The organism is Tardiphaga sp. P4_G1 (genome assembly GCF_056401215.1).
Window position 1 is genome coordinate 44,154 of record NZ_JBFUJU010000018.1, and the last position, 23,564, is coordinate 67,717.

Annotated in this window: 25 protein-coding genes and 2 pseudogenes; 7 read left to right on the top strand and 20 right to left on the bottom strand. The window is 62.2% G+C overall.

Features of this window, described 5'->3' with window-relative positions:
• Positions 1–40: 40 nt before the first annotated feature.
• Together AC1DUY_RS30130 and AC1DUY_RS30135 are read left to right on the top strand one after the other, a co-directional pair.
• Positions 41–1,621, top strand: a complete 1,581-nt coding sequence (locus AC1DUY_RS30130) for a winged helix-turn-helix domain-containing tetratricopeptide repeat protein (protein WP_478119057.1) — start codon at positions 41–43, stop codon at positions 1,619–1,621.
• Entirely contained in the window at positions 1,618–2,115 is a 498-nt protein-coding gene (locus AC1DUY_RS30135; RefSeq protein WP_478119059.1) for a peptide deformylase, read from the top strand. Before AC1DUY_RS30130 ends, AC1DUY_RS30135 begins: the two co-directional genes overlap by 4 nt.
• Positions 2,116–2,130: 15 nt before the next feature.
• Here AC1DUY_RS30135 and AC1DUY_RS30140 read toward each other — a convergent pair whose 3' ends face one another.
• Both AC1DUY_RS30140 and AC1DUY_RS30145 read right to left on the bottom strand, forming a co-directional pair.
• Complete coding sequence (locus AC1DUY_RS30140; RefSeq protein ID WP_478119061.1) at positions 2,131–2,424, bottom strand: hypothetical protein; 294 nt, start codon at positions 2,422–2,424, stop codon at positions 2,131–2,133.
• Positions 2,417–3,166 carry a DUF899 domain-containing protein gene (locus AC1DUY_RS30145; RefSeq protein ID WP_478119063.1) on the bottom strand — a complete coding sequence of 250 codons (750 nt, stop codon included), beginning with the start codon at positions 3,164–3,166 and terminating at the stop codon, positions 2,417–2,419. Before AC1DUY_RS30145 ends, AC1DUY_RS30140 begins: the two co-directional genes overlap by 8 nt.
• Before the next feature lie 122 nt (positions 3,167–3,288).
• Between AC1DUY_RS30145 and AC1DUY_RS30150 the strand changes: the two genes are divergently transcribed.
• Together AC1DUY_RS30150 and AC1DUY_RS30155 are read left to right on the top strand one after the other, a co-directional pair.
• Positions 3,289–4,509: a helix-turn-helix domain-containing protein gene (locus AC1DUY_RS30150; RefSeq protein ID WP_478119065.1), complete on the top strand. Its 1,221-nt coding sequence runs from the start codon at positions 3,289–3,291 to the stop codon at positions 4,507–4,509.
• Between the two features lie 30 nt (positions 4,510–4,539).
• Positions 4,540–5,178 carry a Vgb family protein gene (locus AC1DUY_RS30155; RefSeq protein WP_093761512.1) on the top strand — a complete coding sequence of 213 codons (639 nt, stop codon included), beginning with the start codon at positions 4,540–4,542 and terminating at the stop codon, positions 5,176–5,178.
• 21 nt (positions 5,179–5,199) lie between these two features.
• Here AC1DUY_RS30155 and AC1DUY_RS30160 read toward each other — a convergent pair whose 3' ends face one another.
• The 9 genes from AC1DUY_RS30160 to AC1DUY_RS30200 all read right to left on the bottom strand — a co-directional run bounded on the left by AC1DUY_RS30160 (position 5,200) and on the right by AC1DUY_RS30200 (position 11,354).
• The gene (locus AC1DUY_RS30160) at positions 5,200–5,799 is read right to left on the bottom strand and encodes a YdeI/OmpD-associated family protein (protein WP_478119067.1); all 600 of its coding nucleotides are present in this window, start codon (positions 5,797–5,799) and stop codon (positions 5,200–5,202) included.
• A gap of 27 nt (positions 5,800–5,826) precedes the next feature.
• Positions 5,827–6,486 (bottom strand): TenA family protein, encoded by a 660-nt coding sequence (locus tag AC1DUY_RS30165; protein WP_199712118.1) that lies wholly within the window; start codon positions 6,484–6,486, stop codon positions 5,827–5,829.
• Between the two features lie 12 nt (positions 6,487–6,498).
• Complete coding sequence (locus AC1DUY_RS30170) at positions 6,499–6,726, bottom strand: hypothetical protein (RefSeq protein ID WP_478119069.1); 228 nt, start codon at positions 6,724–6,726, stop codon at positions 6,499–6,501.
• 56 nt (positions 6,727–6,782) lie between these two features.
• Positions 6,783–7,193, bottom strand: coding sequence for an SRPBCC family protein (locus AC1DUY_RS30175; RefSeq protein ID WP_120292216.1), 411 nt, complete (start codon positions 7,191–7,193; stop codon positions 6,783–6,785).
• Positions 7,190–7,513, bottom strand: a complete 324-nt coding sequence (locus AC1DUY_RS30180) for an ArsR/SmtB family transcription factor (RefSeq protein WP_315842545.1) — start codon at positions 7,511–7,513, stop codon at positions 7,190–7,192. The genes AC1DUY_RS30175 and AC1DUY_RS30180 overlap by 4 nt, the downstream gene beginning before the upstream one ends.
• 117 nt (positions 7,514–7,630) lie before the next feature.
• Positions 7,631–7,975: a Lin0512 family protein gene (locus tag AC1DUY_RS30185; protein ID WP_439084913.1), complete on the bottom strand. Its 345-nt coding sequence runs from the start codon at positions 7,973–7,975 to the stop codon at positions 7,631–7,633.
• 94 nt (positions 7,976–8,069) lie between these two features.
• Positions 8,070–9,227 (bottom strand): substrate-binding protein, encoded by a 1,158-nt coding sequence (locus tag AC1DUY_RS30190; protein WP_478119072.1) that lies wholly within the window; start codon positions 9,225–9,227, stop codon positions 8,070–8,072.
• 107 nt (positions 9,228–9,334) lie between these two features.
• Positions 9,335–9,979 (bottom strand): hypothetical protein, encoded by a 645-nt coding sequence (locus AC1DUY_RS30195; RefSeq protein ID WP_478119074.1) that lies wholly within the window; start codon positions 9,977–9,979, stop codon positions 9,335–9,337.
• A gap of 121 nt (positions 9,980–10,100) precedes the next feature.
• Positions 10,101–11,354, bottom strand: a complete 1,254-nt coding sequence (locus AC1DUY_RS30200; RefSeq protein WP_478119076.1) for a serine hydrolase domain-containing protein — start codon at positions 11,352–11,354, stop codon at positions 10,101–10,103.
• A 287-nt stretch (positions 11,355–11,641) separates the two neighbouring features.
• Here AC1DUY_RS30200 and AC1DUY_RS30205 point away from each other — a divergent pair, with 287 nt between their 5' ends.
• Complete coding sequence (locus AC1DUY_RS30205; RefSeq protein ID WP_478119078.1) at positions 11,642–12,973, top strand: RNA-binding domain-containing protein; 1,332 nt, start codon at positions 11,642–11,644, stop codon at positions 12,971–12,973.
• Between the two features lie 76 nt (positions 12,974–13,049).
• On the opposite strand, the pseudogene AC1DUY_RS30210 reads toward AC1DUY_RS30205, so the two are convergent.
• From AC1DUY_RS30210 to AC1DUY_RS30235, 6 genes and pseudogenes are all read right to left on the bottom strand, one after another.
• Positions 13,050–13,367: pseudogene (locus tag AC1DUY_RS30210) on the bottom strand (GMP synthase (glutamine-hydrolyzing)); the annotation flags it as partial.
• Positions 13,368–13,397: 30 nt separating this feature from the next.
• Positions 13,398–14,048, bottom strand: coding sequence for a glutathione S-transferase family protein (locus tag AC1DUY_RS30215; protein ID WP_478119080.1), 651 nt, complete (start codon positions 14,046–14,048; stop codon positions 13,398–13,400).
• 262 nt (positions 14,049–14,310) lie between these two features.
• Complete coding sequence (locus AC1DUY_RS30220; RefSeq protein WP_478119082.1) at positions 14,311–15,225, bottom strand: OmpA family protein; 915 nt, start codon at positions 15,223–15,225, stop codon at positions 14,311–14,313.
• A 165-nt stretch (positions 15,226–15,390) separates the two neighbouring features.
• On the bottom strand, positions 15,391–15,498 hold the full coding sequence (locus tag AC1DUY_RS30225) for a GMP synthase (glutamine-hydrolyzing) (protein ID WP_478119084.1): 108 nt from the start codon (positions 15,496–15,498) through the stop codon (positions 15,391–15,393).
• A gap of 33 nt (positions 15,499–15,531) precedes the next feature.
• Complete coding sequence (locus AC1DUY_RS30230) at positions 15,532–18,318, bottom strand: bifunctional aconitate hydratase 2/2-methylisocitrate dehydratase (RefSeq protein WP_478119086.1); 2,787 nt, start codon at positions 18,316–18,318, stop codon at positions 15,532–15,534.
• A 312-nt stretch (positions 18,319–18,630) separates the two neighbouring features.
• Positions 18,631–19,527 carry a LysR family transcriptional regulator gene (locus AC1DUY_RS30235; protein WP_478119088.1) on the bottom strand — a complete coding sequence of 299 codons (897 nt, stop codon included), beginning with the start codon at positions 19,525–19,527 and terminating at the stop codon, positions 18,631–18,633.
• A gap of 260 nt (positions 19,528–19,787) precedes the next feature.
• Here AC1DUY_RS30235 and AC1DUY_RS30240 point away from each other — a divergent pair, with 260 nt between their 5' ends.
• The gene (locus AC1DUY_RS30240) at positions 19,788–20,522 is read left to right on the top strand and encodes an SDR family NAD(P)-dependent oxidoreductase (protein ID WP_478119090.1); all 735 of its coding nucleotides are present in this window, start codon (positions 19,788–19,790) and stop codon (positions 20,520–20,522) included.
• Positions 20,523–20,725: 203 nt separating this feature from the next.
• Positions 20,726–21,325, top strand: a complete 600-nt coding sequence (locus AC1DUY_RS30245) for an NADPH-dependent F420 reductase (RefSeq protein ID WP_478119091.1) — start codon at positions 20,726–20,728, stop codon at positions 21,323–21,325.
• A gap of 261 nt (positions 21,326–21,586) precedes the next feature.
• On the opposite strand, the pseudogene AC1DUY_RS30250 reads toward AC1DUY_RS30245, so the two are convergent.
• From AC1DUY_RS30250 to AC1DUY_RS30260, 3 genes and pseudogenes are all read right to left on the bottom strand, one after another.
• Positions 21,587–21,682 (bottom strand): annotated as a pseudogene (locus AC1DUY_RS30250) (GMP synthase (glutamine-hydrolyzing)); the annotation flags it as partial.
• Positions 21,681–22,550 carry an NmrA family NAD(P)-binding protein gene (locus tag AC1DUY_RS30255; RefSeq protein ID WP_478119093.1) on the bottom strand — a complete coding sequence of 290 codons (870 nt, stop codon included), beginning with the start codon at positions 22,548–22,550 and terminating at the stop codon, positions 21,681–21,683. The pseudogene AC1DUY_RS30250 and the gene AC1DUY_RS30255, both read right to left, overlap by 2 nt.
• A 62-nt stretch (positions 22,551–22,612) precedes the next feature.
• Positions 22,613–23,509 carry a helix-turn-helix transcriptional regulator gene (locus tag AC1DUY_RS30260; RefSeq protein WP_478119095.1) on the bottom strand — a complete coding sequence of 299 codons (897 nt, stop codon included), beginning with the start codon at positions 23,507–23,509 and terminating at the stop codon, positions 22,613–22,615.
• Between the last annotated feature and the right edge of the window lie 55 nt (positions 23,510–23,564).

The following is a 23,564-nucleotide window of genomic DNA, read 5'->3' on the forward strand; positions in this document are numbered from 1 at the left end:
ACAAAGCCTTGGCGCGACAACAGGTATTGGACCCCCTATCTTGCTGTTCCGGTTCGACGAATTCGTCCTCGACACTGACCGGCGGGAGCTAAGGCGGGGCACGGACACGGTGGCGGTGGAGCCGCAGGTGTTCGATGTGCTGGAATTCCTGATCCGCGCGCGGGACAAGGTCGTCAGCCGTGACGATCTGCTGGCCGAAGTCTGGCACGGCCGCATCGTGTCCGAGGCGACGCTCAGCAGCCGGGTCAACGCGGCCCGCACGGCCATCGGCGACAATGGCGAGCAGCAGCGGCTGATCCGCACTTTACCGCGGAAGGGGTTTCGCTTCGTCGGCGAGGTCATCGAACAGACCGACAGCCCCTCTCCGCCCGTGGTGACAACGCCCGCAACTGCACTCCTGCCCGCTACCGCCGATCCCGCAGGTCTGTCGATCGCGGTGCTGCCCTTCACCAATATGAGCGTCGACCCCGAGCAGGATTATTTCGGCGATGGTATCGCCGAGGAGATCATCACGGCGCTGTCGCGCTGCAGCGGGCTGTTCGTGATCGCGCGCAACTCGTCCTTCACCTACAAGTCCAAGCCGGTCGACATCCGCGAGGTCGGCCGCACGCTTGGCGTCAACTACGTGCTCGAAGGCAGCGTCCGCCGTGCCGGCGAGCGGCTGCGCATCATCGCGCAATTGATCGACGCCCGTTCCGGTGCGCATCTATGGGCCGACAAATTCGACGGCGATCGCAGCGATGTATTCGACCTGCAGGACCACATCACCGAACAAGCCGTCGCCGCCATCGAGCCGACGCTACGCATCGCTGAAATCGAACGGCGCAGGCACAGCCGTCCGAACAAGCCCGATGCCTACGACCTGCTGCTGCGCGCCTCCGGCTACCAACACGATTTCACGCCCGAAAGCATGACCGCGGCGCTGGATTGCCTACGTCAGGCTCTGGCCATCGATCCGACTTACGCGCCCGCGATGGCAGCAGCGGCCTATTGCCATGCGCAGCGACACTTCCAGGGCTGGATCACCCCGGACGATACCCATCGCGGCGAAGGCCTGGCACTCGCACAGCGCGCCATTGAGCGGATGCCGAACGATCCGCAGATCCTCTGGATGGCTGCGTTTGCGATCTGGAATCTCGCCGAGCCACAGACGGCGAAGGACGCGGCCATCGAATTGTTCAGCCGCTCCCTCGCGATCAATCCAAACTCCGCCACTGCACTCGCACTGGCTGGATGGATCGAGACCATGCGCGGCCAGCAGCAGGCCGGCCGCTCTCTGCTCGACCGTGCGCGTCGCCTGAACCCGCTCGATCCACACGGCTGGTTCGTCTCCGGTGCGCTGGCCATCGCCGCGATCATCGACGAGAACTATCCCGAAGCGATCAACTGGGCCGACAAGGCGCTGCTGCAGAATCGGCGTTTCGCCGTCGCGCTGCGCGCGCTTGCCGTGGCGCTCGTCAAAACCGGCGCGCACGAACGCGCCGCGCAGGTGGTCGAGGAACTGCTCACCATCGAGCCGGAGCTGACGGTGTCTGCGTTCTTCGCGCGCATCCCGGTCCCCGTCGAATCCATGGCGAAGACCTATGCGGATGCGCTGAAGGCCGCGGGGCTGCCGGAATGACCATCCGCCCGATCGTCCGCTATCCCGACCTGCGCCTCACGCAGCCGGCCGCACCCGTCACAGTGTTCGACGATGCGCTGCGCGCGCTCACCGACGATCTCCGCGACACCATGCATGCCGCTCCCGGCATCGGCATCACCGCGCCGCATATCGGCGTGCTGCTGCGCGTGGTCGTGCTCGATCTCGATCCCGTCAATGGCGCCCACACCTACGTCAATCCGGAGATCGCATGGGCCTCGCCCGAACTGATCATGCATCAGGAAGGCAGTGTTTCGATGCCTGGCGTGACTGACGACATCCAGCGCCACGCCCGCGTACGGATCAGCTATCAGGATCTCGACGGCAATACGCAGACAGAAGAGTCCGACGGCCTGCGTGCGGTTTGCCACCAGCACGAGATCGACCAGCTCAACGGCATGTTCTGGATCCAGCGCCTGTCGCGCCTCAAGCGCGAGCGGCTGATCAAGCGGTTCGAGAAGTTGTCGCGCGCCTGAAGCGCGCGACGACCGTCACGTCCGCCACTGCGATTGGCGACATCGGCCGGATATCAGCCTGAGCCAAGGCACGGTATGGAACAAGCTCATGAAGGTATACATCACCGCCATTCCACTCCACGGCGATGCGCGCGACGCCGAACAGAGCAGGTCCGGCGAACTGCCATCGAGCACACCCGTCAGCAGCGCCATCAATGCGAAGGCCGGTGCGGCCGCAAGGCATAGCCAGTCGGCGGCCGGCGCAAGACCACCCATTTTCCAGCGATAGGCCTTCGCACGATCCATGATATCGTCGATGGCGCTACTCATCGGTCTTCCGAAACGTGGCCTCTCCGGCGGCCGAGACCTCGACCCATTTCTTGTCGGGTGCAGCGCCAGCGACATAGTTGTCGTGCCAGTTCCACCATTTGTAGGTCGGAGTCTGCGGATAGCCTTCGGGCGAATCCTCCCAGACCTCCTGGCGGCCGAGCGGCGTCGCGTCGAGATAGCTCCAGGTGGTCCCCATCGCCTCGTCGCCGCGACTGTTGATGAAATAGGTGCGGAACACGCGGTCGCCCTCGCGGAAGAACACGTTGTGGCCGTGCCACTCGTCGACACCGAAGTCGGCGTCGAAACTGTCTGTGATGGTGACCCAGGGCATCTCCCAGCCCATCCGCGCCTTCAAACGCGCGATATCCGCCTGCGGTGCCCGCGAGGCATAGACGAGCGTAGTATCGCGGGCATTCAGATGCGCGAGGTGGGCAACCTGATCAGCCCCTAGCGAACAGCCGCGGCAGGCGTGATCGGGCCAACCGAACACACCGGGCTCAAAGAAAGCGCGGTAGACGATCAACTGGCGGCGACCGTCGAACAGGTCGCGCAGGCTTGCCGTTCCATCAGGCCCCTCGAATGCATAGGTCTTCTTCACTTCCATCCATGGCATCCGCCGGCGCTCGGCAGCGAGCGCGTCGCGCGCCCGCATGACAGCCTTCTCCTTCACGAGCATGTCCGTTCGCGCCGCCTCCCATGCCTGCGGTGACACAATCGGTGGTGTTTTCATCGGTGCCGTCATGGTCTTCTCTCCACTTTCGTCCATCGTCATGCGCTGCCGACACGACTTGCCGGTTGATCGTCGTGAGGTAGATTAGGATCCGGCAATGGGCGGGTGGGAGTGACAAGTGTGGCGGGATTTGAATGGACTCCCKGATCACCGCCGCAGGTCATGCGCTCGCGGCGGGTGATCCGCTGGGTGCGTTGAAGCGTGTTGCGTTGCGTGATGACGCGCCGGCACTCGCGCTGCGCGGCATCGCAATGGCGCAGCTCGGCGATTTCGCACGCGCGAAGGAGCTCGTGAAACGGGCCGCGCGCGCCTTCGGTGCGAAGGAACCCGTGGCGCGTGCGCGGTGTATCGTCGCCGAGGCCGAGATCGCCCTCGTCTCGCGCGATCTGAACTGGCCCAGCAAGGCGCTCGACGCCGCGCGGCTCGCACTCGCCGCCCATGGCGACCATGTGAATGCGGCCTATGGCGGCTATCTCGACGTCAGGCGCCTTCTGCTCATCGGGCGTCTTGACGAAGCCGAGCGAAAGCTCGGCGCGCTCGATCCCGCGCCTCTGCCGCCCGCCTTGCGTACAGCTCATGCGCTGGTCGTCGCCGGCATCGCGATGCGCCGCCTGCAGGCGAAAAAGTCCCGCGCCGCCCTTGCCGACGCGCAGCGCGCCGCCAAGCTCGCTGCAATCCCGGCACTCACTGCCGAGGTCGACATGGCGTCCCGACTTCTCGATGCTCCCGCTGCGCGTCTGATCGCACGCGGCGGCCAACGCGTGTTGCTGCTCGACGATGTCGAGGCGCTGCAGAATTCGAAAGCCATCGTCATCGATGCGTGCCGGCATGTCATCCGCTGTCAGAAAACAGAGCTGTCGCTGGCGACCCGGCCCGTCCTGTTCGCCCTCGCCCGCGCACTCAGCGAAGCATGGCCTGCGGATGTTTCGCGCGAAACGCTGCTGGCGCGCGCATTCCGCGCCAGACATGCCGATGACTCCCATCGCGCGCGGCTCCGCGTCGAGATGGGACGACTGCGCAAACTGCTTGCGCCGCTGGCCGAGGTGAACGCGACCAAGCCCGGTTTTGCGCTGGTACTGCGCCGCGCCCGCGACGTCGTCGTGCTGGCGCGGCCCGTCGAGGAAGAACACGCCGCAGTGCTCGCACTTCTTGCCGATGGAGAAGCCTGGTCGAGCTCTGCATTGGCGCTGGCGCTCGGCACCAGCCAGCGCAGCGTTCAGCGGGCACTCGACGAACTGGCGGTGGAGAATAAGGTGCAGCCGCTCGGTCGCGGTCGAGCACGCCGCTGGACGTCGCCATCCCTGCCAGGACTCGCGACGATGTTGTTACTCCCGCCGCCGCTGCCGGATCACTAGGGTCATCGTCACATCATCAGGGAGAGTTACATGACCAACTCAGCAGCCGAAATCATCCGCGAATATGGCCCCTTCGAGGGTGTCGACGGCGTGCACGGCGTCACCTATGACGGCACGCAGGTCTGGTTCGCATCCGGCGACAAACTCCACGCACTCGATCCCGCAAGCGGCAAGACGGTGCGCTCCATCGACGTCGCCGCTCATGCCGGCACGGCATTCGACGGCAAGCATCTGTTCCAGATCGCCGAGGACCGAATCCAGAAGATCGATCCGGCGACCGGCCGCGTGCTGAATACCATCCCTGCGCCCGGCGGCGGTGCCGACTCCGGCATGGCCTGGGCCGAAGGCACGCTGTGGGTGGGACAATATCGCGAGCGCAAGATTCACCAGATCGATCCCGACACTGGAAAGATTCTGCGCACCATCGAGAGCAACCGCTTCGTCACCGGCGTCACCTGGGTCGACGGCGAACTCTGGCACGGCACCTGGGAAAACGACGAGAGCGACATCAGGCGCATCGATCCGCAAACCGGCGAAGCGCTTGAGAAGCTCGCACTGCCGGCAGGCAGCGGCGTCTCCGGCCTCGAGTCAGATGGTGCCGATCAGTTCTTCGCCGGCGGCGGAGCCAGCGGCAAGGTACGCGCGATCAGGCGGCCGAAGCGGAAGTGAAAAGCAACGAGTGACGCCACTTCACTTTCTGGTTTGCGGATAGATCGTCTCGCCCTTCTTGAGCATCTCGACGAAGGCCGCAATCCGCTTCTTGCGGCCGGCTTCGGTCTTCATGTTGTGCACCCGAAATGCCAGTGAGAAGCGGTTCTGGGCGCTGAGCTTGGCCAGCATCGCACGGGCTTTCGGTTCGGCATCGATCGCTTCCTGCAGATCGGCGGGGATCGCCATGTCCTTGCCGCTGCCATAGGCGCGATCCCAGCGGCCATCGGCCTTCGCCGCCTCGACATGGACAAGGCCGTGCTCGGTCATGCGCTCCTCTGCGACGAGGCGCGCAACATTGTCGACATTGATCTTGCTCCACACGCTCTTTTTGCCGCGCGGCGAATAGCGTTGCAGAAAGCTGGTCTCGTCCAGCCCCTTGCGGATACCGTCGATCCAACCCCAGCACAACACGACATCGATCGCCTCTTTCGGTGTGATCGAGGCGAGACCAGATTTCAGCTTGTGAATCTTGATCCAGACCTCACCGGCCTTGTCGTGGTTCTTGCCGAGCCATTTATAGAAGGCGTCGGCGCTCTTGAACTCGCGCACATTCGCGGGATCGACTTTGACGGGTGCCATGCTCTGTCCTGACCGCTGCGCGTCGCACTAGCGCGCGTCCAGCCCCATCTGCCAGAAATCGGCTTCCAAGCGCGACGCCTGACCGAACAGTTTTGCGAGCTCCGTAAAGCGCCGCTCGGTCATCGCACGCGCGGCGAGATCGTCGAGATGGCGGCGTGCTTTCATCGCGATATCCTGATAGGCGTCGCCGGCATATTCGCCGATCCATTCGCGATACGGATGATCTCCGAGCGCGTCGGCACCGTCAGGCGCAAGCTTCCTGCCTATCTCGGCATAACCGATCACGCAGGGCGCCAGCGCCACATGCAGATCGAGCAGATCCCCGGCAGCGCCGCAATCCAGTACGAAGCGCGTATAGGCCACCGTCGCCTGCAACTCGGGCGCAGCCTCGATATCGGCCGGCGACAATCCCCACCTTCCGCACAGTTTTACGTGAAGCTCCATCTCGCCGAGGATGGACGCAAGTCCGCCTTGGGCCGCCTTCATGTCGTCAAGCGAGCGGCTCTTGTACGTCGCCAGCGCATAGGCGCGCGCGAACTGAATCAGGAACAGATAGTCTTGCACCAGATAGGTGCGAAACGCGGGCTCAGGCAGCGTGCCGGCGCCGAGTTGGCGGACGAAACTATGATCGACATAGCTGGACCAGTCATCGGCCGCAGCTGATTTGAGACGATCAAAAATATCCATGCGCATTCCAATTCACGCGTTCATTCGTCGACTGTCCGGCGTTGCTCTACGCCACTTTGCGGTATAGGGCAGCACGAACATATAGAGACCGCTGAACATCAACAGAAACAGCGGTGGCAACGGCGAGAAGGTCACCCAGGCTGGCGGCTCGCCAAATCCGCGGACAGCGAAATTGGCGATGACCGTCCCGGTAAAGGCCAGCGACAGCCAGCGGTGTGCGTATCTGATCCATAGGCTCATGTTGAGCGACCCTCAGTGCAATGCGGAAGTGGCGTGAGATTCTGTGTCGGCCGAATTCAGTCCAGTCGCGACAGAAGCTGCTCCATCGACGCCAGGAATCGCGGCCATCCGAACTTGGCGCCCTGATAGGCCTGCTCCTGATCCGGCCGGAAGCCGACCTGCTCCATCCGCAGCAGTGTCCCGTTGCTGGAAGGCGTAAGGGTCCAGGTCACGACACTCTCGAGACCCAGGGCCTCCCACGTGTAAGCGAGCTTTTGGTTCGGCTCGACTTCCGTGACCCGGCAAGCGACCACGCCCCAGTTTGCGCTCAGATCAAAACGATGCCCGAGGACGGGCTGGAAATCGTTTTTCATCAGCCACTCGGCGATCAGATGCGGCTGGGTCAGCGCGCGCCAGAGCTTTTCCGGCGCATGGCCAAATTCCCGCTCGACGACGACAGAACGTGTTTCGGCTGCAGTATTGGTCAATTGTCCATCCTCTTCAGCAGTTGTTCGAGATCGTCGAACCGGCTCTCCCAGAACCCAGCCATCTGACTGGTCCAGTCGAGCAGCGGCGCCAGGGCCGCCGGTTGCGATCGATAATGTGTCTGACGGCCGCTCTGACGATCGAGCACCAGCCCCGCCTGCTTCAGCACGCCGAGATGTTTGGAGACCGCCGGCTGCGAAACCCCGGCTTGCGCGGTCAGTGCCGCGACGGTCTGCTCCCCGTCACGGCAGAGCCGTTCGAAGATCGCGCGCCGGGTGGGATCGGCGAGTGTCTTGAAGAGCACATCGAAGGTGGTCGGCATCGCCATCCATAACCCATCAGTTATCGATTAGATCAATAACCAATGAGTTATGGGTTGGTCAAGCGTGAAATGGATGGGAGGGAGTTTTTCGGGATAGCGGAAGCACGATCGTCGCCTCTACTTGCCGTCGTCAAGGCTCACCAGCACCGCCGCATTTGCAATGAGAATGCCGTCGCCGCCGCTCTCGGCCGGGATGTCGAGGCCGCCTTTGACCGCGGTCACGGTCACAGTGCCGTAGGGCAATTCCTTTGCGACCGCCGCCGTGTCGACGTCGTCCGGATTCGGCACCGCGACGGTCACATCGACAAACATGTCATGCGGCGTCTTGCCGACCATCCGGAAGAAGCCAACGCTGGAATGGCGGATTGCATCGGAGACCGCGCGCTTCGCAGCCTTGGTGGCGTCGCGGCCGTGGACGTCGACGCCCATGCCCATCTCGGTGATACAGCGCACCTTTGCCATCTGTTGTCGTCTCCACTTATTCCCAATTGCATTGCGGCGAACTTAAGCAATCTCCTGCAGCGCGCGCCAGTCCGTTGCCGTCACACCCATGCGATCAGCGACCGGCCATGGTGCAACCGGGCTGCGGCGCGATCTCGCCCAGTCCGCGGACGGAGACGAGCTCCTGCCCCTGCGTCTTGGCGATGAACATGCTCATGGTCGCATAGTGGTTCGCATCGATGGTGACCGTTCCAGTCGGCGACGGGATGGTGAGCCCTGCCAGTGCATCCACGATCGCTTCCTTGTCGACACGGCCTGCCTTCTCGATCGCAGCCTTGAGCGCGATCAGCGTGTTGTAGTGGGTCATGACATAGTTCGACACCAGCACGTCATTGCCGGCTGAGGCCCGCACCCTGGCGACGAACGCCTTCATCTCCGGCGCGTCGCTGGTCGCCAGCGACGGCACGACGGTGATCATGTTTTGACCCTTGCCCTTGAAAATGCCGAGATCGATCTCGGACAGTCCCAGGAACGCAACCGTCGTGTCCTTGAACAATCCCTGATCGTCGGCCTGCCGGATGAAATCTATGCCGTCACCCTTCAGCGCGAACAGCAGCACCTTTGGTTTGGCCGCCGCCACCTGCTTGATCAGCGGCGTGAAGTCCATCTCGGTCCCCTGCGTATATTGCGTGCCGACGATTTTGCCGCCGAGCTTCTCGATCAACGGCTTGGCAATATCGAACATCTGGTGCGGCCAGACGCGATCGGCGCCGAGCAGGAAGTAGGTGTTGCCGACAGCCTCGTTCACATAGGGCAGCAACTGGCCGAGATCCTGATTCGGCACCGTGCTGAACGAGAAGATGTAGCGGCTGCATGTGCCGCCTTCGAAATTGGTGGCGTAGAGCAGCGGCGTCTTCGTGCTCTCGGCAAGCGGCCTGATCGCATTGAAGTTGGCCGAGGTGACAGGGCCGATAACCGCCACGACGCCGCTGTCGATCACCGACCGCATCGCGCTCTCGGCGGAGGCCGGCCGGGTCTTGTCATCGACATAGATGACCTCAAGCGGCCTGCCGAGAATGCCACCCGCCGCGTTGATCTCCCTGGCAGCGAGATCGAGCCCGAGTTTTGCTTGCTCACCATAAAGTTCGACACCGCCGGAAAACGGTAGCACCGCGCCGACACGGATGGGATCCGCCGCCAGCGCTGCGGAGCCAAGCGCCAAAGGCCCTAGCAGGAATGCGAGCGTGATGACTCGTGCGACAAGTAACTTCATGCGCGCTTCCCTCTGCCATGAGCCGCGCTGTCGGCGCATCTGGACTCGCACTCATGATTGCCCTGGAAAGATCGCAGCGCGCAAGAGGCGATCAAGACTCTGCCTGTTCAGGGCAACGCGGTCGACCTGGGCACGGGTACAGCAGGCGCGGGAGCGTCAGTGACTGGCGCGACAGGCAGCGGGGTTTCAGTTACGTCCGTTACGGGAGCGGCAGCCACGGGCGCGACACTATCAGGGACAATCGACACCGGTGCTCCAGCAACGGGAGCCGGCGTAATTGCCACTGGCGCGCCTGCTGCAGGAGCGTCCCGAGCCACAGGGACAGGAGCAACCACCGGCGGCACCGCGGCATCGATCATCGGCTTGCAGAGCATCACTGCCGCGGCCGCTGAGGTCAATGCCGCTAGACTCTGGAGCTCCGGCGCTTGTCGGGGGTCCCCTGCCACGGCGGTCGCTTCGTCGCGAAGCCTGGCGTTGCAGTCGCAGTTAGGAATGCCGCTCGCCGGTGTGCAGGCATCGTGATTCATGCAGGCGAGATCGAGGGCATCGATGGGCGGTTTGCCCGGCCGGTTGCCGGCACCGCAGTAATTGCCATGAATCAGCGTCGCGCCGTCAGTGGCGACAGCCGGATTGCTGCGCGCGGCCCGGGCGCCAGACGCCCGCTCCTGCGCATGCAGAGGCGTCGTTGCGACGACGGTGCATGACATCAACAGCGCCGCACACCAGCAGCGCAGCCACGGAGCGATGGACAAGGGTTTTATCATTCTTGAGGGGTCCGCCTGGCGCCGACGGAAGATGTCGGCCGCCAAGCATACGCCCAACCTGCCCCAAGGTTCCCGACCGGGTTCCCTCGGGTTCCACGAACCCTGATGGTCAGCCCGCCATCAGTTCCTTCGCCAGCGCCATATAGGCCGGCAGCGTCACCGGATCGTTGGCGGCATTGCCGGCGACCGGATGCGACGCATAGCGCGCGATCACCATCTCGGCCTTCGGATCGATATAGAGCCCCTGCCCGTAGACGCCGCGCGCCATATAGGCGCCGTGTTCATTATGGGTCACCCACCACTGGTTGCGATACGACGCGCCCGGCAGCGTGGCGTAGCCGGCCGGCTTGAATTTTGCGGGATCGGCGCCGCGTTCGATGTCCTCGACCACTGCGCTAGGCACGATCTGGCGGCCATTGAAGCGCCCGTGATTGCGCATCACCTCGCCGAAGCGCGCGAGATCGCGCAGCGTCGTCGACAGTCCGCCGCCACCGCTCTCAGTGCCGATGCGGTCGACGTGATAATGCGCGTCCTCCTCCGCCCCCATCGGCGCCCAGATGCGCTCCGACAACAGATCGGACAGCGTCATGCCGCTGGCACGGCGGACGATCCAGGCCAGCACGTCGGTGTTGACGGTCTTGTAGGCGAAGACCTTGCCATGCTCGCCCTGCTTCTGCTGCGTGCAGAGAAAGGCGAAGATGTCGCTCGCGCCTTCGTAATCCGGAGGGATCGGCGCCATGCCATTGGCGCGCCGCAGCCCCCACACATCGGAATTCTTGTCGGTATAGACCTCGGTATATTTCAGCCCCGTGGTCATATCCATGACTTCATGCACATCAGCATCGCCGAAGGCGGTGGCCTTCAACTCCGGCACATAATCGGTCACCGGCGCCTGCGGATCGATCTTGCCTTCCGCCACCAGAATGCCCGCCAGCGTGCCGGTGAACGACTTGGTCACCGACATCGCGATATGCGGCTTGTGCGGCTTCAGCGCGCCGGCATAGCGCTCGTAAATGAGTTTGCCCTTGTGCAGAACGGCAATGCCGTCGGCATAGGTTTCATCGAACATGCGGGCAAAGGTCATCGGCCGACCATCCATGGTCGTCGATTGCGACCCGCCGATATCACGCTCCGCGCGCGGCAGCGCCGATGCCGGCCCCGCGCCGCGCCAGACATTCACCGTCGGCACCAGCTGGCGGACATTGCTCCAGGCCCAGCGCAGCTCGGGAAAGTTGCGGAACGAGCCATCGTGAAATTGGATGGTCTTGTCCTGCGCAGGCGGAAAGCCCTTCATCCAGCCGAGCGTGTTCGGATCGGTCTCGGCGGCGGTGGGGGCTTGGCTCGGTGCAGGTGCGTCGGACATGAAGGCTCTCCGGGAGGATGGTGAGCCAGTCGTAACATCGCGGAGAATGACGCACATCCCGCGTTTGAGCGGGGGTGCATTGAAGCGAAGGCGCGGACGTAGCACACAATGGCGAAGCGTATTGCACCCGACTGGCCGAACGCCAGCGATCTGGTAGATGTCCAGGACTCCGACGAGTAACACGAACTACTCAACCATTGCGCGTCCCGTCTGACCCGATATTCTGGGCCCTCAATTAACCGGTTCTGCGACGCAGCGGGCGCAAATGACAAGGAACGGCAACACACATGGTGCCAATTAAAGATCTTGAGCCGCTAATCACCGAACCGCGCGAAGATTTAAGCGTTGAGTACAAAGACTGGCTTGATCTAACAGCGAACGAACACAGAGCGATCCTAGCAAAAGCCGCAATAGCGCTGGTCAATCATGGTGGGGGATTCATCATGTTGGGGATGGCAGACGAACCCGTCGGCCTCGTTTCCAGAGTGCGTCCTGCGGAGATTCCCGAGATAACTCAGGACGCAGTCAACGCAGCGATCAGGCGCTATGCCACTCCGGAATTTCACGCTGAGGTCTATGCTGTTCCGCATCCGCTCTCGGGAGCGATTCATCCGGTAATCTCACTGCCTGGGACCTTAACCGAACCAGTCATGAGCAAGCGCGACTGCCAAGGGGTTCTTCATCAAGCTCGATGTTATATCCGCAAACCCGGACCACGTAGCGAAGAACCTCAAACGCCAGAAGAATGGCGTACTCTGCTCAATCGCTGCGTCCGCGCCGGTCGCGACGACATGCTTGAAGCGATTAGATCAATCGTGTCGGGACGTGTTCAGCAACACGAGATGCCTCCCGGAGCTCTAGAAGTTCTTCGCGTCTTTTGCGACCAAGCCTATCAACGTTGGCAGGCTCTGACATCGAACGAGCCAACCGATGCACCACCGCGTTTCCCGCACGGATTCTATGAGATGGGTTTTTCGTTGGTCGGTGCGACCCCTGCAAATGGCCTTGCTGATCTGCAAGATCGCTTGCGCTTAGCACGCAGAATTAAGCTGACGGGATGGACGCCGTTTCTGGATATGACGACGCCGGAGTGGGCTCCCTACCCGCATGACAATTTTGTAGAAGCTTGGGTGGGACGGTCAGCAGCTAACCGTGACCCACGCACACCCGCACACAGTGACTTCTGGCGCGCATCGCCAGCTGGGCAGCTTTACACAATTAGGGGCTATGCTGAGGACGAACTCAGCAATCGTCCCGCCGGCCAAGCGTTTGATGTCACACTGCCGGTCTGGCGAATCGGAGAAGGAATTCTATTTGCTGCGCGTTTCGCTGAATCTTACGGTGACGTGGAAGCTATCGCTATCCGATGCCGTTTCACCGGCCTAAACAGACGCGCGCTAGTTAGTATTTCGGGTGACCGCGCCGTCTTCGGAGACGACACTAGTCAGACTGATGAAATAATTCTTGAGGCGCAGGTAACACTGACGCAATTGCAGGATAATTTAGCGGAGATTCTACATCAACTGTTGGCTCCACTCTATGAACGCTTCGCTTTTTTTCAGCTGCCAATCGTTTTGGTCGAGCAAGAACTTGAACGGATGTTAGGGAGATCACTTTAGGCGGCAGCAACGCAGCGACAAAGTCACGCATAGGTGGGGACGTTGGGCCCGCGATCACGCACTACCTACCGGTTCCTCACTCCCACTCGATCGTCCCCGGCCGCTTCGACGTAATGTCATACACCACGCGATTAACGTCCTTTACCTCGTTGATGATCCGCGTCGCGGTCTCGCCGAGGAATTTCATGTCGAAGGCGTAGAAGTCCGCGGTCGTGCCGTCGGTGGAGGTCACCGCGCGCAGGCCGACGACGTATTCATAGGTGCGACCATCGCCCATGACGCCAACGGCCTTCACCGTGTCGTAGAGACCCGCCTTGCGGATCTGGTCGATATAGACGGCATCCGCCTCGCGCAGGATGTCGAGTTTTTCGCGTGTAATCTCGCCGCTGCAGCGGTCCTAGAAAGCCGCCCTGAGGGATTCCTATCAGTCGCCCGACGCGGCGGTGAAAACCGCCAATTGAGCGGCGAAAGCACGCTTGTAGGCAGGCCGGGCTTCGCCGCGGGCGACATAGGCGGAGAGGTTGGGATATTCATCCAGTAGGCCGGACGCCCCCAACCTGAGCAGCACCGACACCATCAGCAGGTCACCGGCACTGAACGCACCGTCGAGCCAGTCGGCATCGCCAAGGTGCTTGGAAAGTTCGCCCAGCCGCCCGCGGATGCGGTCCTTGACCATCGCTAGGCGCTGCTCATACCAGGTCTTGTCGCGTTCCAGGAGCGTGACGATGAGGAGATCGACGGCCGGCGGCTCGACCGTATTGAGTGCGGCAAACATCCACGTGACTGCCCGCGCCCGGGCGTTCGCATCATCTGGCAGCAGGCCTGCATGGCCCTCTGCGATATGGAACACGATCGCTCCTGACTCGAACAGGACAAGATCGCCCTCCTCATACGTCGGAATCTGCCCGAAAGGATGACGCGCCCGATGCGGAAGTCCCTTCATCTCATCGAACGAAAGAAGTCGAACGTCGTAGAGCTGATCCACTTCTTCGAGCGCCCAGCGAACGCGCATGTCCCGGGCCAATCCCCTGCCGCGATCGGGCGACCGTTCAAAGGCGGTAATGGTGGGGTTCATAGGCAAACTCCCGGCAAATGCATGACGCTGTCCAGTGTGACTTGGGCCACGACGATAGTCTTCCGCATCGTCTCTCTCGGCTCTTCGTCTCCCGAGGACGCATGACGGGCGGACTTCCCGACATATGCAGGCATTTTTCTCGCGGGTGGCAGCCGTCTGGACGGTGAAGCTGGACTATCCTCGCGAGCGGCTGCGGATTGCCAGGCCGGTCCGGGGAATGGGTACCGCCCAACGAACACCTCCGGCAGACGGCTTCATAGACCTACTGCAACACCATCTCGACGCGGCGGTTGCGGGCGCGGCCATTTTCATTGGCATTGCTGGCAAGCGGCGCGTAGTTCGCCACGCCGGATGCAAACAAGCGCTTGCCATCGATCTTGTAGTTGCGAGTCAGGTCATCGATCACCGCCTGCGCGCGCGCCTTCGACAGCGCGAGGTTCGCATCCAGCGCACCCTGATTGTCGGTGTGACCGACGATGAACACATTCGCACCGGCATTGGCTTGCAGCACGCGTGCCATTTCGTCGAGTTGCGGTTTGGACTCGGGCTTGATGGTCGCCTTGCCGGTGTCGAAGAACAGCCCGTAGAGCGCCACCTTCCCCTCCGCCTGCAGGCCCTTCGCGAGCGCCGCCGCATCCACAGTCACCTTGCCGCTATCCATCGCCTTCGGTTCGACGATCTCCACAACTGTCGCGAGGTATTTGTTGGCAAGCGCGATGGTGCCTGGCTTCGCTGATAGGACCGCCACATGCAGCGTAGTGCCGGATGCGTTCAACGTTCCGTACCAATAGCGCTCGCTGCCAGTCTCCTGCCATTGTTGCAACAGCGTGATCGGAGTCCAGCCTTCCAGCGACACCTTGGCCAGCTGCGGATTGGCAGGCAGGTCGCGGAGCGGTTTGAAATTCCGCCGACCGCAGTTGTCGGCGCACGCATCCAGCTTCGATGCACCGGCGCGCTCAAGCGCCTGCTCATAGTTGCGCTGCACTTCGAGCACCGACTTGCCGGCGGGCGCGAGATAGAACAGCCGCGTCACTCGTCCCTCAAGCTTGACGGCATCAGTGTCTCCGGAGGGAATGCTGGCCTGATCGAAGGTCTTCGCATCCTGGGCGACGAGCCACGATCCGGCATAGCGGCTGAGCACGGCATGATCGCGCGCATTCGGCGCGTCGGCAGGCATGCTCTGCGCCATGGCAAGGGAAGCTGAAACAAGGAGACCAGGAACAGACAGCAGACGGACAAGGCAGGCACGCATCGGGACCCTCTCAGGCCAGCATGTAAGTGGAATGCAGATTGCTGCGGAGTTATGCCAGAGACGCCGTTTTCGGAACAGCCGTTTGCCCCGTCACTCCCACTCGATCGTCCCCGGCGGCTTGCTCGTGATGTCATACACCACGCGACTGATGCCCGCTCGCGTACCAGCCCCGCGGCGCGGCAGGCATTCACCTGCCAACGCCGATCTTTGAACAGCCCTCGTTACCCGCCCTTAGTAGTGGACGGACGCCCCCATCGAACCGATCTTGGGCGGCGCGAACTTGGTCAGGTCGATGCCTTCGACGGCGGCCTTGTATTCCTCGGCGCTCGGCGTGCGACCAAGGATCGCCGACAGCACCACGACCGGGGTCGAGGCCAGCAGCGATTCACCCTTCTTCTCGGCGGTGTCTTCCACGACGCGGCCCTGGAACAGACGGGTTGAGGTTGCCAGAACGGTATCGCCCTTCTCCGCCTTTTCCTGGTTGCCCATGCACAGGTTGCAGCCCGGGCGCTCGAGATACAGGATATTCTCGTAGGCGGTGCGGTTCGCGGTCTTCGGCTTCACATCGTCGAATTCGAAGCCGGAATACTTCTGCAGGATTTCCCAATCCCCTTCGGCCTTCAGCTCGTCGATGATGTTGTAGGTTGGGGCGGCGACGACCAGCGGCGCGTTGAACGCGACCTTGCCTTCAGCCTTCTCGATGTTCTTGAGCATCTGGGCGACGATCTTCATGTCGCCCTTGTGCACCATGCACGAGCCCACGAAGCCGAGGTCCACCTTCTTGGTGCCGCCGTAATACGAGATCGGACGGATCGTGTCGTGGGTGTAGCGGCGCGAGACGTCGGCATTGTTCACGTCGGGATCGGCGATCATCGGCTCGTCGATGATATCAAGATCGACGACGACTTCGGCGAAGTATTTCGCATTGGCGTCCGGCGTCAGCGCGGGCTTCTCGCCCGAACGAATCTCGGCGATGCGCGCATCGGCCTTGGCGATCAGGCCCTTCAGCGTGCCCGCGGCATTGTCCATGCCCTTGTCGATCATGATCTGGATCCGCGACTTGGCGATCTCCAGCGACTCGATCAGCGTGTCGTCCTGCGAGATGCAGATCGAGGCCTTGGCCTTCATCTCGGCCGTCCAGTCGGTGAAGGTGAAGGCCTGGTCGGCGAGCAGCGTGCCGAGATGGACCTCGATGATCCGGCCCTGGAAAACATTGTCGCCGCATTGCTTGAGCATCTGCGCCTGGGTCGCATGCACCACGTCGCGGAAGTCCATATGCGGCTGCATCGCGCCCTTGAAGGTCACCTTGACCGATTGCGGGATCGGCATCGTCGCCTCGCCGGTCGCCAGCGCCAGCGCCACGGTGCCGGAATCGGCACCGAAGGCGACGCCCTTGGACATGCGGGTGTGGCTGTCGCCGCCGATGATGATCGCCCAGTCATCCACGGTGATGTCGTTCAGCACCTTGTGGATGACATCGGTCATCGCATGATAGCTGCCCTTGGGATCGCGCGCGGTGATCACGCCGAAATTGTTCATGAAGCTCATCAGCTTCGGAATGTTGACCTGCGCCTTCTTGTCCCACACCGATGCCGTGTGGCAGCCCGACTGATAGGCGCCGTCGACGATCGGCGAGATGACGGTGGCCGCCATCGCTTCCAGCTCCTGCGCGGTCATCAGGCCGGTGGTGTCCTGCGAGCCGACGATGTTGACCTTGACGCGCACGTCCGAGCCCGCATGCAGCACCTTGCCGCCGAGCACGCCCACGGCATTGCGGTTGAAGATCTTCTCGACCGCGGTCAGGCCCTGGCCTTCGACCGAAATCTCCTTGTTCGGAGCGAAAACCGGGGTCGGCTCGACGGCGAGCGTTTCGGCGGCAAAGGTCTGCAGCTTCTTGCCGAACACGATGGCATAGGAGCTGCCGGCCTTCATGAACTCCATCTTCTGCGGCGTGAAGGCGGCAGCGACGTCGACCAGTTCCTTGCCGTTTTCGTCGCGCAGCTTCTTGCCCTTGGCATCGAGCGTCAGGACGGTGCCGGTATCGACCGCAAATTTCTGTTCGAGGACCGGGTTGCCGTCGTTGTTCAGGATCGGCTTGCCGTCCGCGTCGAATTTCTTGACCCAGTTCTTGAGATTGACGCCGATGCCGCCGGTGACGTCGACGGTGGTCGCAAAAATCGGCGAGATGCCGTTGGTGCCGGCGACGACCGGGGCGAAGTTGACGAAGGGCACATAGGGGCTGGCCGGCTTGCCGGTCCACAGCGCCACGTTGTTCACACCGGACATGCGCGACGAACCCACGCCCATTGTGCCCTTTTCGGCGATCATCATCACGCGCTTATCGGGATGCTGCTTCTGCAGCGCCACGATTTCCTGCTGCGCCTGCGGCGTCATCATGCACTGGCCGTGCAGCTCACGGTCCGAACGCGAATGCGCCTGGTTGCCGGGCGACAGAAGGTCGGTCGAGATATCGCCTTCGGCGGCGACGTAGGTCACGACTTTGATCTCGTCTGCGACGTCCGGGAGCTTGGTGAAGAACTCGGCCTTGGCATAGCTCTCGAGCACGCCCTTGGCGACGGCATTGCCCGCCTTGAAGGCATCGCGCAGCCGGAACATGTCGGCGTCGTAGAGGAAGAACTGGGTCTTCAGAACTTCACCAGCCTGCTTCGCAAGCCCGGTATCACTGCCGAGCGTGACGTCGAGCAGCACGCCGATCGAGGGGCCGCCCTTCATGTGCGACAGCAGTTCCAGCGCGAAGGTCGGCGTGATTTCCGGGACGATCGCCTCACCGAGGATAATCTCCTTCAGGAACGCGGCCTTGACGCCTGCGGCGCTCGTGGTGCCCGGCAGGGTGTTGTAGATAAAGAATTTCAGGGCGTCGGCGCGGTATTCGCTGCCGGTGTCCTTGATCAGGGCGATGATTTCGCCGGTGAGCGCGCCGTCGTCGATCGGTTTGGGAGCGAGGCCTTGAGCTTTTCTGCTTTCGATTTCAGCGAGGTAATCTGAATAGAGGCTCATCGTCATCCCAACGTCATGAGGTGGTTGACGCTGGAAACGCAGCGCCACCAACCGTTATTGTTAAAACCGGTCTAAAGGCGAATTCGGCTTCGAGTACGTCAATCGCGACCGACTGACAAGATACTGCATTGCAGTAAAAATAGCCCTTTAAATTCAGCGTTCAACGGTCAAAACATGACGGCAGGCATGCTTGCCGGGCTGAAATGCTGGTTCTCACCCGACCTGTCGCAAAGAAACTCCCCGAAGACACGTCCGAAAGGTCGGTCTGACCCGCCACCATTGGCAAATTGGTGGTCGGCGACCCGCCCCGCGTCAGTTGTGCGATACGGACAGCCCCGCGAGCAGCGGCGCGTAGGCGGCGAGCCTGCCGGATACGAACTCAGTAAAGAGCCGCACGCGCTTCGTCTTGCGTGTCTCCCCCTGTGTAAGAAGCCAAACCGTTCCGTACATGTGCAGGTCGGTGCCCGGCACCCTCACCAGCAGGGGGTCGGCATCGCCAACGAAGCACGGCAGTGTCGTGATCCCGAGCCCTTGCCGTACAGCAACGATCTGCGCTGCGGCGTCCGTAGTCCTGAACGGAACCCCCGTGGCGCGAACGTCACCCTCAGTCGCCCAATCCGGAATTCCATGAACGCTGATGACGATCCACCGGATGGGATCAGGTGCGCCCGCGCGCCAAGCGGCGAGTCGATCGCGGGACATGTAGACGCCTCCGAACAGCTCCGGTCCCTTCTGGCCGTGAAGATTGAGCGGCAGGGTTTTGCGGTCGTAGACGACGCGGATCGCCACGTCGGCCTCCCGGTTGGTCAGATTTGCCAGCTCGCCGAACGACAGGATGTCCATCTCGATGTCCGGATGCAGACGCGCGAAATCGGCGAAGTCCGGCATCAGCAGATGTGTCGCGAGGGGTGGCGCCAGCGTCACCCGCAGACGCCCGCGCACGCTCTGGTCGCGGCCGAAGACGCGCGTCTCCAGCTGATGCGACGACGCTTCCATCTGGTCCGCGAATTCGAGGACCTCCTCGCCCGCAGCCGTCAGGCGGTAGCCGGAAGGCAGTTTTTCAAACATCTGAACCCCGAGGCGTTCCTCGAGCTGGGCGATACGTCGCAGCACGGTCGCGTGGTTCACACCGAGGCGCTCGGCGGCAGCCCGCACCGAGCCTCCGCGCGCGACGGCAAGAAAGTAGCGAACGTCATCCCAGTCGATCATGGTGCAATCTCGCACCGCGCGGCGCGCCTTCCAAGCCCGTATCCAAACATGGTGCAACAATATGGGCTGTCATCATAGCCTACGGCGACGAGCGCCGTCCAATTCCGACCGGCGGACACCGATCGCCGCGGCTAGCGTTAGTCGTCCAGCCGGATCGATTTCGCACCACCGATGTGCGCGCTTCCGCACTCAACGCCTGACGCCGGCAGACCCATCTCCAGGTTCTCGGGGGCAGTCCCGACACCACGACAGGAGAAGTTATGGGAAAGCTAGACGGTAAGGTTGCAGTCATCACGGGTGGATCGAGCGGCATGGCGCTCGCGAGCGCCAAGCTGTTCGTCGAAGAAGGCGCCTATGTGTTCATCACGGGCCGGAGGCAGGAGACGCTCGATGAGGCCGTCAAGCTGATTGGCCGGAATGTGACCGGCGTACGCGGCGACGCGGCCAATCTCGACGACCTCGACCGCCTGTTCGATACGGTCAAGCGGGTCAAGGGTAACATCGATATCCTGTACGCGAGCGCCGGCACGGGCGAAGCCGTGCCATTGGGCGAGATCACCGAGCAGCATTTCGATGCGACCTTCGGCTTGAATACGCGCGGCACGCTGTTCACCGTGCAGAAGGCGTTGCCGCTGTTCAACGATGGCGGATCGATCTTCATGACCGGGTCGGTCGCGTCGCTGAAAGGTTTTCCCGGTTACAGCGTGTATGCGGCGAGCAAGGCGACGCTGCACGCATTCGCACGCGGATGGCTCAACGAACTCAAGAGCAGGAATATCCGGGTGAACGTGCTGCACCCGGGACCGATCGCCACACCGATGCAGGACCAGGTTCTCACCCCAGAGGCGAAGCAGATGTTCGAATCCCTGATCCCGCGGGGAACGATGGGTCGCCCTGAGGAAATTGCGGCGGTCGCACTGTTTCTTGCGTCAGACGATTCAAGCTTCGTGAATGGGCTGGAGTTGTCTGTCGACGGCGGCTTCTCGGCGATCTGAAATCGCGCCGGATCGCGCGAAGCGTCTAACCGGCGGGAACTAGCGTGTCCATGCTGGATGACTTCCGCGCCGAACGGTCAGTCCGGCCGCGCGGAAGTCCTTCACGGCGAGACGCCTACGCGAAGGTCGCCACGCAGCGAAAACGGATCGCCCGGCGCCCTCGAAGGCCGTGAATCAATATCAAAACAAATCGGAGAAACATTATGAGCTACGCAATTATCGGCTTCGGCAAGATAGGCCAGGCCCTCGCCCACGCCTTCGCCCGCAAAAACATCGACGTGACCGTCGCGAGCCGTCGGCCCCCCGAGGCATTGGCGCCACAGGCCCGGGCGATCGGACCCGGGGTCGTCGCCAGGTCGCTGCGGGATGCGCTCGAGGCCGACACCATCATCCTGGCGGTCCCTTTCGGCGAGCATCGCGAGGTTGCGAAGATCCTGCCGAGCTGGGACGGCAAGACGGTCATCGACGCGATGAACCTGTTTCCGGGCCCCGACGAGCCGGACGGTCTCGCGGGCTCCGCCGTCGTCGCGAAGGCATTCACCGGCGCCAAACTCGTGAAAGGTTTCAATCACCTGGGCGCAGCCACTCTGGCGACCGATCCGATCGTCGCGGGCGGGCATCGGGTCGTCTTTCTGTCTGCTGACGACGAGGACGCGATCGCTCCCGTGGCGGCCCTGGCCAAGCAACTCGGCTTCGCACCCGTCAAGCTGGGAAAGCTCAACGAAGGTGGCGCGCTGGTGCACGCACGCGGTCGCACGTGGGGCCAGCTGATCTTCCAGGATTTGTTCAAGAAGGAGCAGTAATCGATCTGCGACCGTGTGATCGACGCGGAGAACTGGTCGCGCGCTGACGTCTTCGAGCAGCGCGCGACCGATTATTTGAAGGCCACAAAGTCGCGAAGGTTGGGGTGGGCCTGACGGCGTATGGGCGCCGTTCGAAGAGCGGAGAGACGCCCGACTGAGCGTCAAATCTGCGGGTCGCTTGGAATCTATCGACTGCTATCGATGGCCTAGGATTCGTGCGCGTGTCCTCTGCTATCCGATACTACTCCACGATACTCCCCTTCACTCCCACTCGATCGTCCCCGGCGGCTTGCTCGTGATGTCATACATCACGCGGTTGACGCCCTTCACCTCGTTGGTGGTCCGCGTCGCGGCTTTATCTCAGAAACGGCTGCAGCGCGTCGATCAATTCGGTAGTGCCATATCGAATCTCGCCGGCATTTGGCTCGACGTCGATCAGGCCGCCCCTGTTGTGAGCCTCGTTGGCTTTGATCAGGAGTTCGGCGAGGCTGCCGGGCATGTTTCGCTCAAAGGTCTCTTTCCATTGCGAGCGAGGCACGACCCGTGCGTGAATGGTGCGCCCCGATAGCTCGGTCAGCGCCGTCGCCACGTCGTTGGCACTATACCGGCGTGGCCCTTCGGCGTGGACAACATCCAGGTCATTCTCGCCGGGCCGCAACAACAGGTCGGCGGCGATCAGGCCGAGGTCTGCAGCTGCAATCGTGGGGAACACCATGTCGACGACGTTGTGGAAGGTTGGCAAGTTGCCGGACGCCATGGCCACGGGAATAACACGGGCCCAATTGTGCATATGTTCCGCTGATCGCAGGACCGTCCTGGGGACATTGAGTTGGCCCAGCCGCTCCTCCAGTCCATGGAAAATAGTGGGCATCCCGATGTCATCCGTGACGTGCGCGCCGTAGTCGGAAATGGCCAGCACCCGTTTTGGGGACGCCTGTGCGAGCGCCCTGGCGATGCTGTCGATCGATTGCCGCAGCTCTTCAGCAGGATCCCTTACCTTGAGTGCTACCGGGACGATGATCTGTACGGCATCCGCGCCTGCGATCGCCTTGGCTAGGGCCTCGGCATCCTGCAGATCAGCCAGAGCGATCTCGCACCCGAACTCTTTGAGCGCCGCCGCCTTTGCCGCGTCGCGTAGAATCGCTCTGACCGGCACGCCAGCCTTGCGCAGGGCCATCGATGTCGAATAGCCGACGTTTCCGGCGGCGCCAACGATTGCAAACATGTCCAATTCCTCTCTTGCGATATGCAAGACTTAAGGAATGCAAGAGTTGGCTTCGCTCAGATTCAGACAGATCTTAGCAATTTCGGGCCGATTTCGCGTGCCGGCCGCGTAATATCGCCAGGGGTCTGGCCGAGGATGCGGCGCATCGTCGAGGCCATATGACTCTGATGGGAAAAACCGGCGACAAAAGCAATCTCACTTGCAGGCATCGTCGTCGTGGCGATCAAAGCGCGTGCGTATTCCGTGCGGCGGCGTATCACATATTGATGCACGGACATCCCCGTGCTGTTACGGAATAGCGTCTTGAGACGCGTGACGCTGACCCCGGCAACTTTCGCCAGATCGGCGAGATGAAGTTGCTGACCCAGATTCATCTCGATGAACTCGGTCAGCAGTTTCAGATGACGCGCAGACATCCTTGACGCACCGTCAGCTCCCGGGAGCGGACGACCGTCAGTGGCGGTTTCGAACAGCCGGACCGCCAACGCGCTCGCCAGATGATCGATGTAAAGCGGATCAGACGGTGTGTCTGCCTCGAGATCCGCCTTTATGGCCCAGCCGATTGCCTCCATGCGGGCGTCACGGAGTTGAAGACGCGGGACGAATTCGATTTTCGCAGCATCCCTTCCGAGGTCCTCGGCGACCTGTTCCATAAGCGATGAGTGAAGACGCAGCCGGAGAATCTGGCAATCCGCATCGTCCTCCCAGGAGCCATCCATTCCCGCCGGAATGAAATCGATGTCGCCCGACTTCTGCACACGCCGCATCCGCTTGCCACCAACGGAACAATCTGCGTTGACGGGCGGACCGAAATGCATGCCTAGCGTATGCAATCCGCCAGCCGGTGCTCGCAACAAGCCACGCGGGATATTGATAAGAACGGCATCGAGCGCACTCCACGCTCTTCCGGCACTTGAAAAGAGGACCTGAGGCGACGGCTGCGGAGAAGGAAGTGCCATGGTCCGACGCCCTTTTACCTAGCGATCAATGACAATGTGGATCAGGCCACAAAGA

Coding starts and splice junctions, on each gene's coding strand:
- AC1DUY_RS30135 (WP_478119059.1), top strand. CDS start 1,618: ATGACCATCCGCCCGATCGTCCGCTATCCCGACCTGCGCCTCACGCAG.
- AC1DUY_RS30140 (WP_478119061.1), bottom strand. CDS start 2,424: ATGAGTAGCGCCATCGACGATATCATGGATCGTGCGAAGGCCTATCGC.
- AC1DUY_RS30145 (WP_478119063.1), bottom strand. CDS start 3,166: ATGACGGCACCGATGAAAACACCACCGATTGTGTCACCGCAGGCATGG.
- AC1DUY_RS30155 (WP_093761512.1), top strand. CDS start 4,540: ATGACCAACTCAGCAGCCGAAATCATCCGCGAATATGGCCCCTTCGAG.
- AC1DUY_RS30160 (WP_478119067.1), bottom strand. CDS start 5,799: ATGGCACCCGTCAAAGTCGATCCCGCGAATGTGCGCGAGTTCAAGAGC.
- AC1DUY_RS30165 (WP_199712118.1), bottom strand. CDS start 6,486: ATGGATATTTTTGATCGTCTCAAATCAGCTGCGGCCGATGACTGGTCC.
- AC1DUY_RS30170 (WP_478119069.1), bottom strand. CDS start 6,726: ATGAGCCTATGGATCAGATACGCACACCGCTGGCTGTCGCTGGCCTTT.
- AC1DUY_RS30180 (WP_315842545.1), bottom strand. CDS start 7,513: ATGCCGACCACCTTCGATGTGCTCTTCAAGACACTCGCCGATCCCACC.
- AC1DUY_RS30185 (WP_439084913.1), bottom strand. CDS start 7,975: ATGGCAAAGGTGCGCTGTATCACCGAGATGGGCATGGGCGTCGACGTC.
- AC1DUY_RS30190 (WP_478119072.1), bottom strand. CDS start 9,227: ATGAAGTTACTTGTCGCACGAGTCATCACGCTCGCATTCCTGCTAGGG.
- AC1DUY_RS30200 (WP_478119076.1), bottom strand. CDS start 11,354: ATGTCCGACGCACCTGCACCGAGCCAAGCCCCCACCGCCGCCGAGACC.
- AC1DUY_RS30205 (WP_478119078.1), top strand. CDS start 11,642: ATGGTGCCAATTAAAGATCTTGAGCCGCTAATCACCGAACCGCGCGAA.
- AC1DUY_RS30215 (WP_478119080.1), bottom strand. CDS start 14,048: ATGAACCCCACCATTACCGCCTTTGAACGGTCGCCCGATCGCGGCAGG.
- AC1DUY_RS30220 (WP_478119082.1), bottom strand. CDS start 15,225: ATGCCTGCCGACGCGCCGAATGCGCGCGATCATGCCGTGCTCAGCCGC.
- AC1DUY_RS30230 (WP_478119086.1), bottom strand. CDS start 18,318: ATGAGCCTCTATTCAGATTACCTCGCTGAAATCGAAAGCAGAAAAGCT.
- AC1DUY_RS30235 (WP_478119088.1), bottom strand. CDS start 19,527: ATGATCGACTGGGATGACGTTCGCTACTTTCTTGCCGTCGCGCGCGGA.
- AC1DUY_RS30240 (WP_478119090.1), top strand. CDS start 19,788: ATGGGAAAGCTAGACGGTAAGGTTGCAGTCATCACGGGTGGATCGAGC.
- AC1DUY_RS30245 (WP_478119091.1), top strand. CDS start 20,726: ATGAGCTACGCAATTATCGGCTTCGGCAAGATAGGCCAGGCCCTCGCC.
- AC1DUY_RS30255 (WP_478119093.1), bottom strand. CDS start 22,550: ATGTTTGCAATCGTTGGCGCCGCCGGAAACGTCGGCTATTCGACATCG.
- AC1DUY_RS30260 (WP_478119095.1), bottom strand. CDS start 23,509: ATGGCACTTCCTTCTCCGCAGCCGTCGCCTCAGGTCCTCTTTTCAAGT.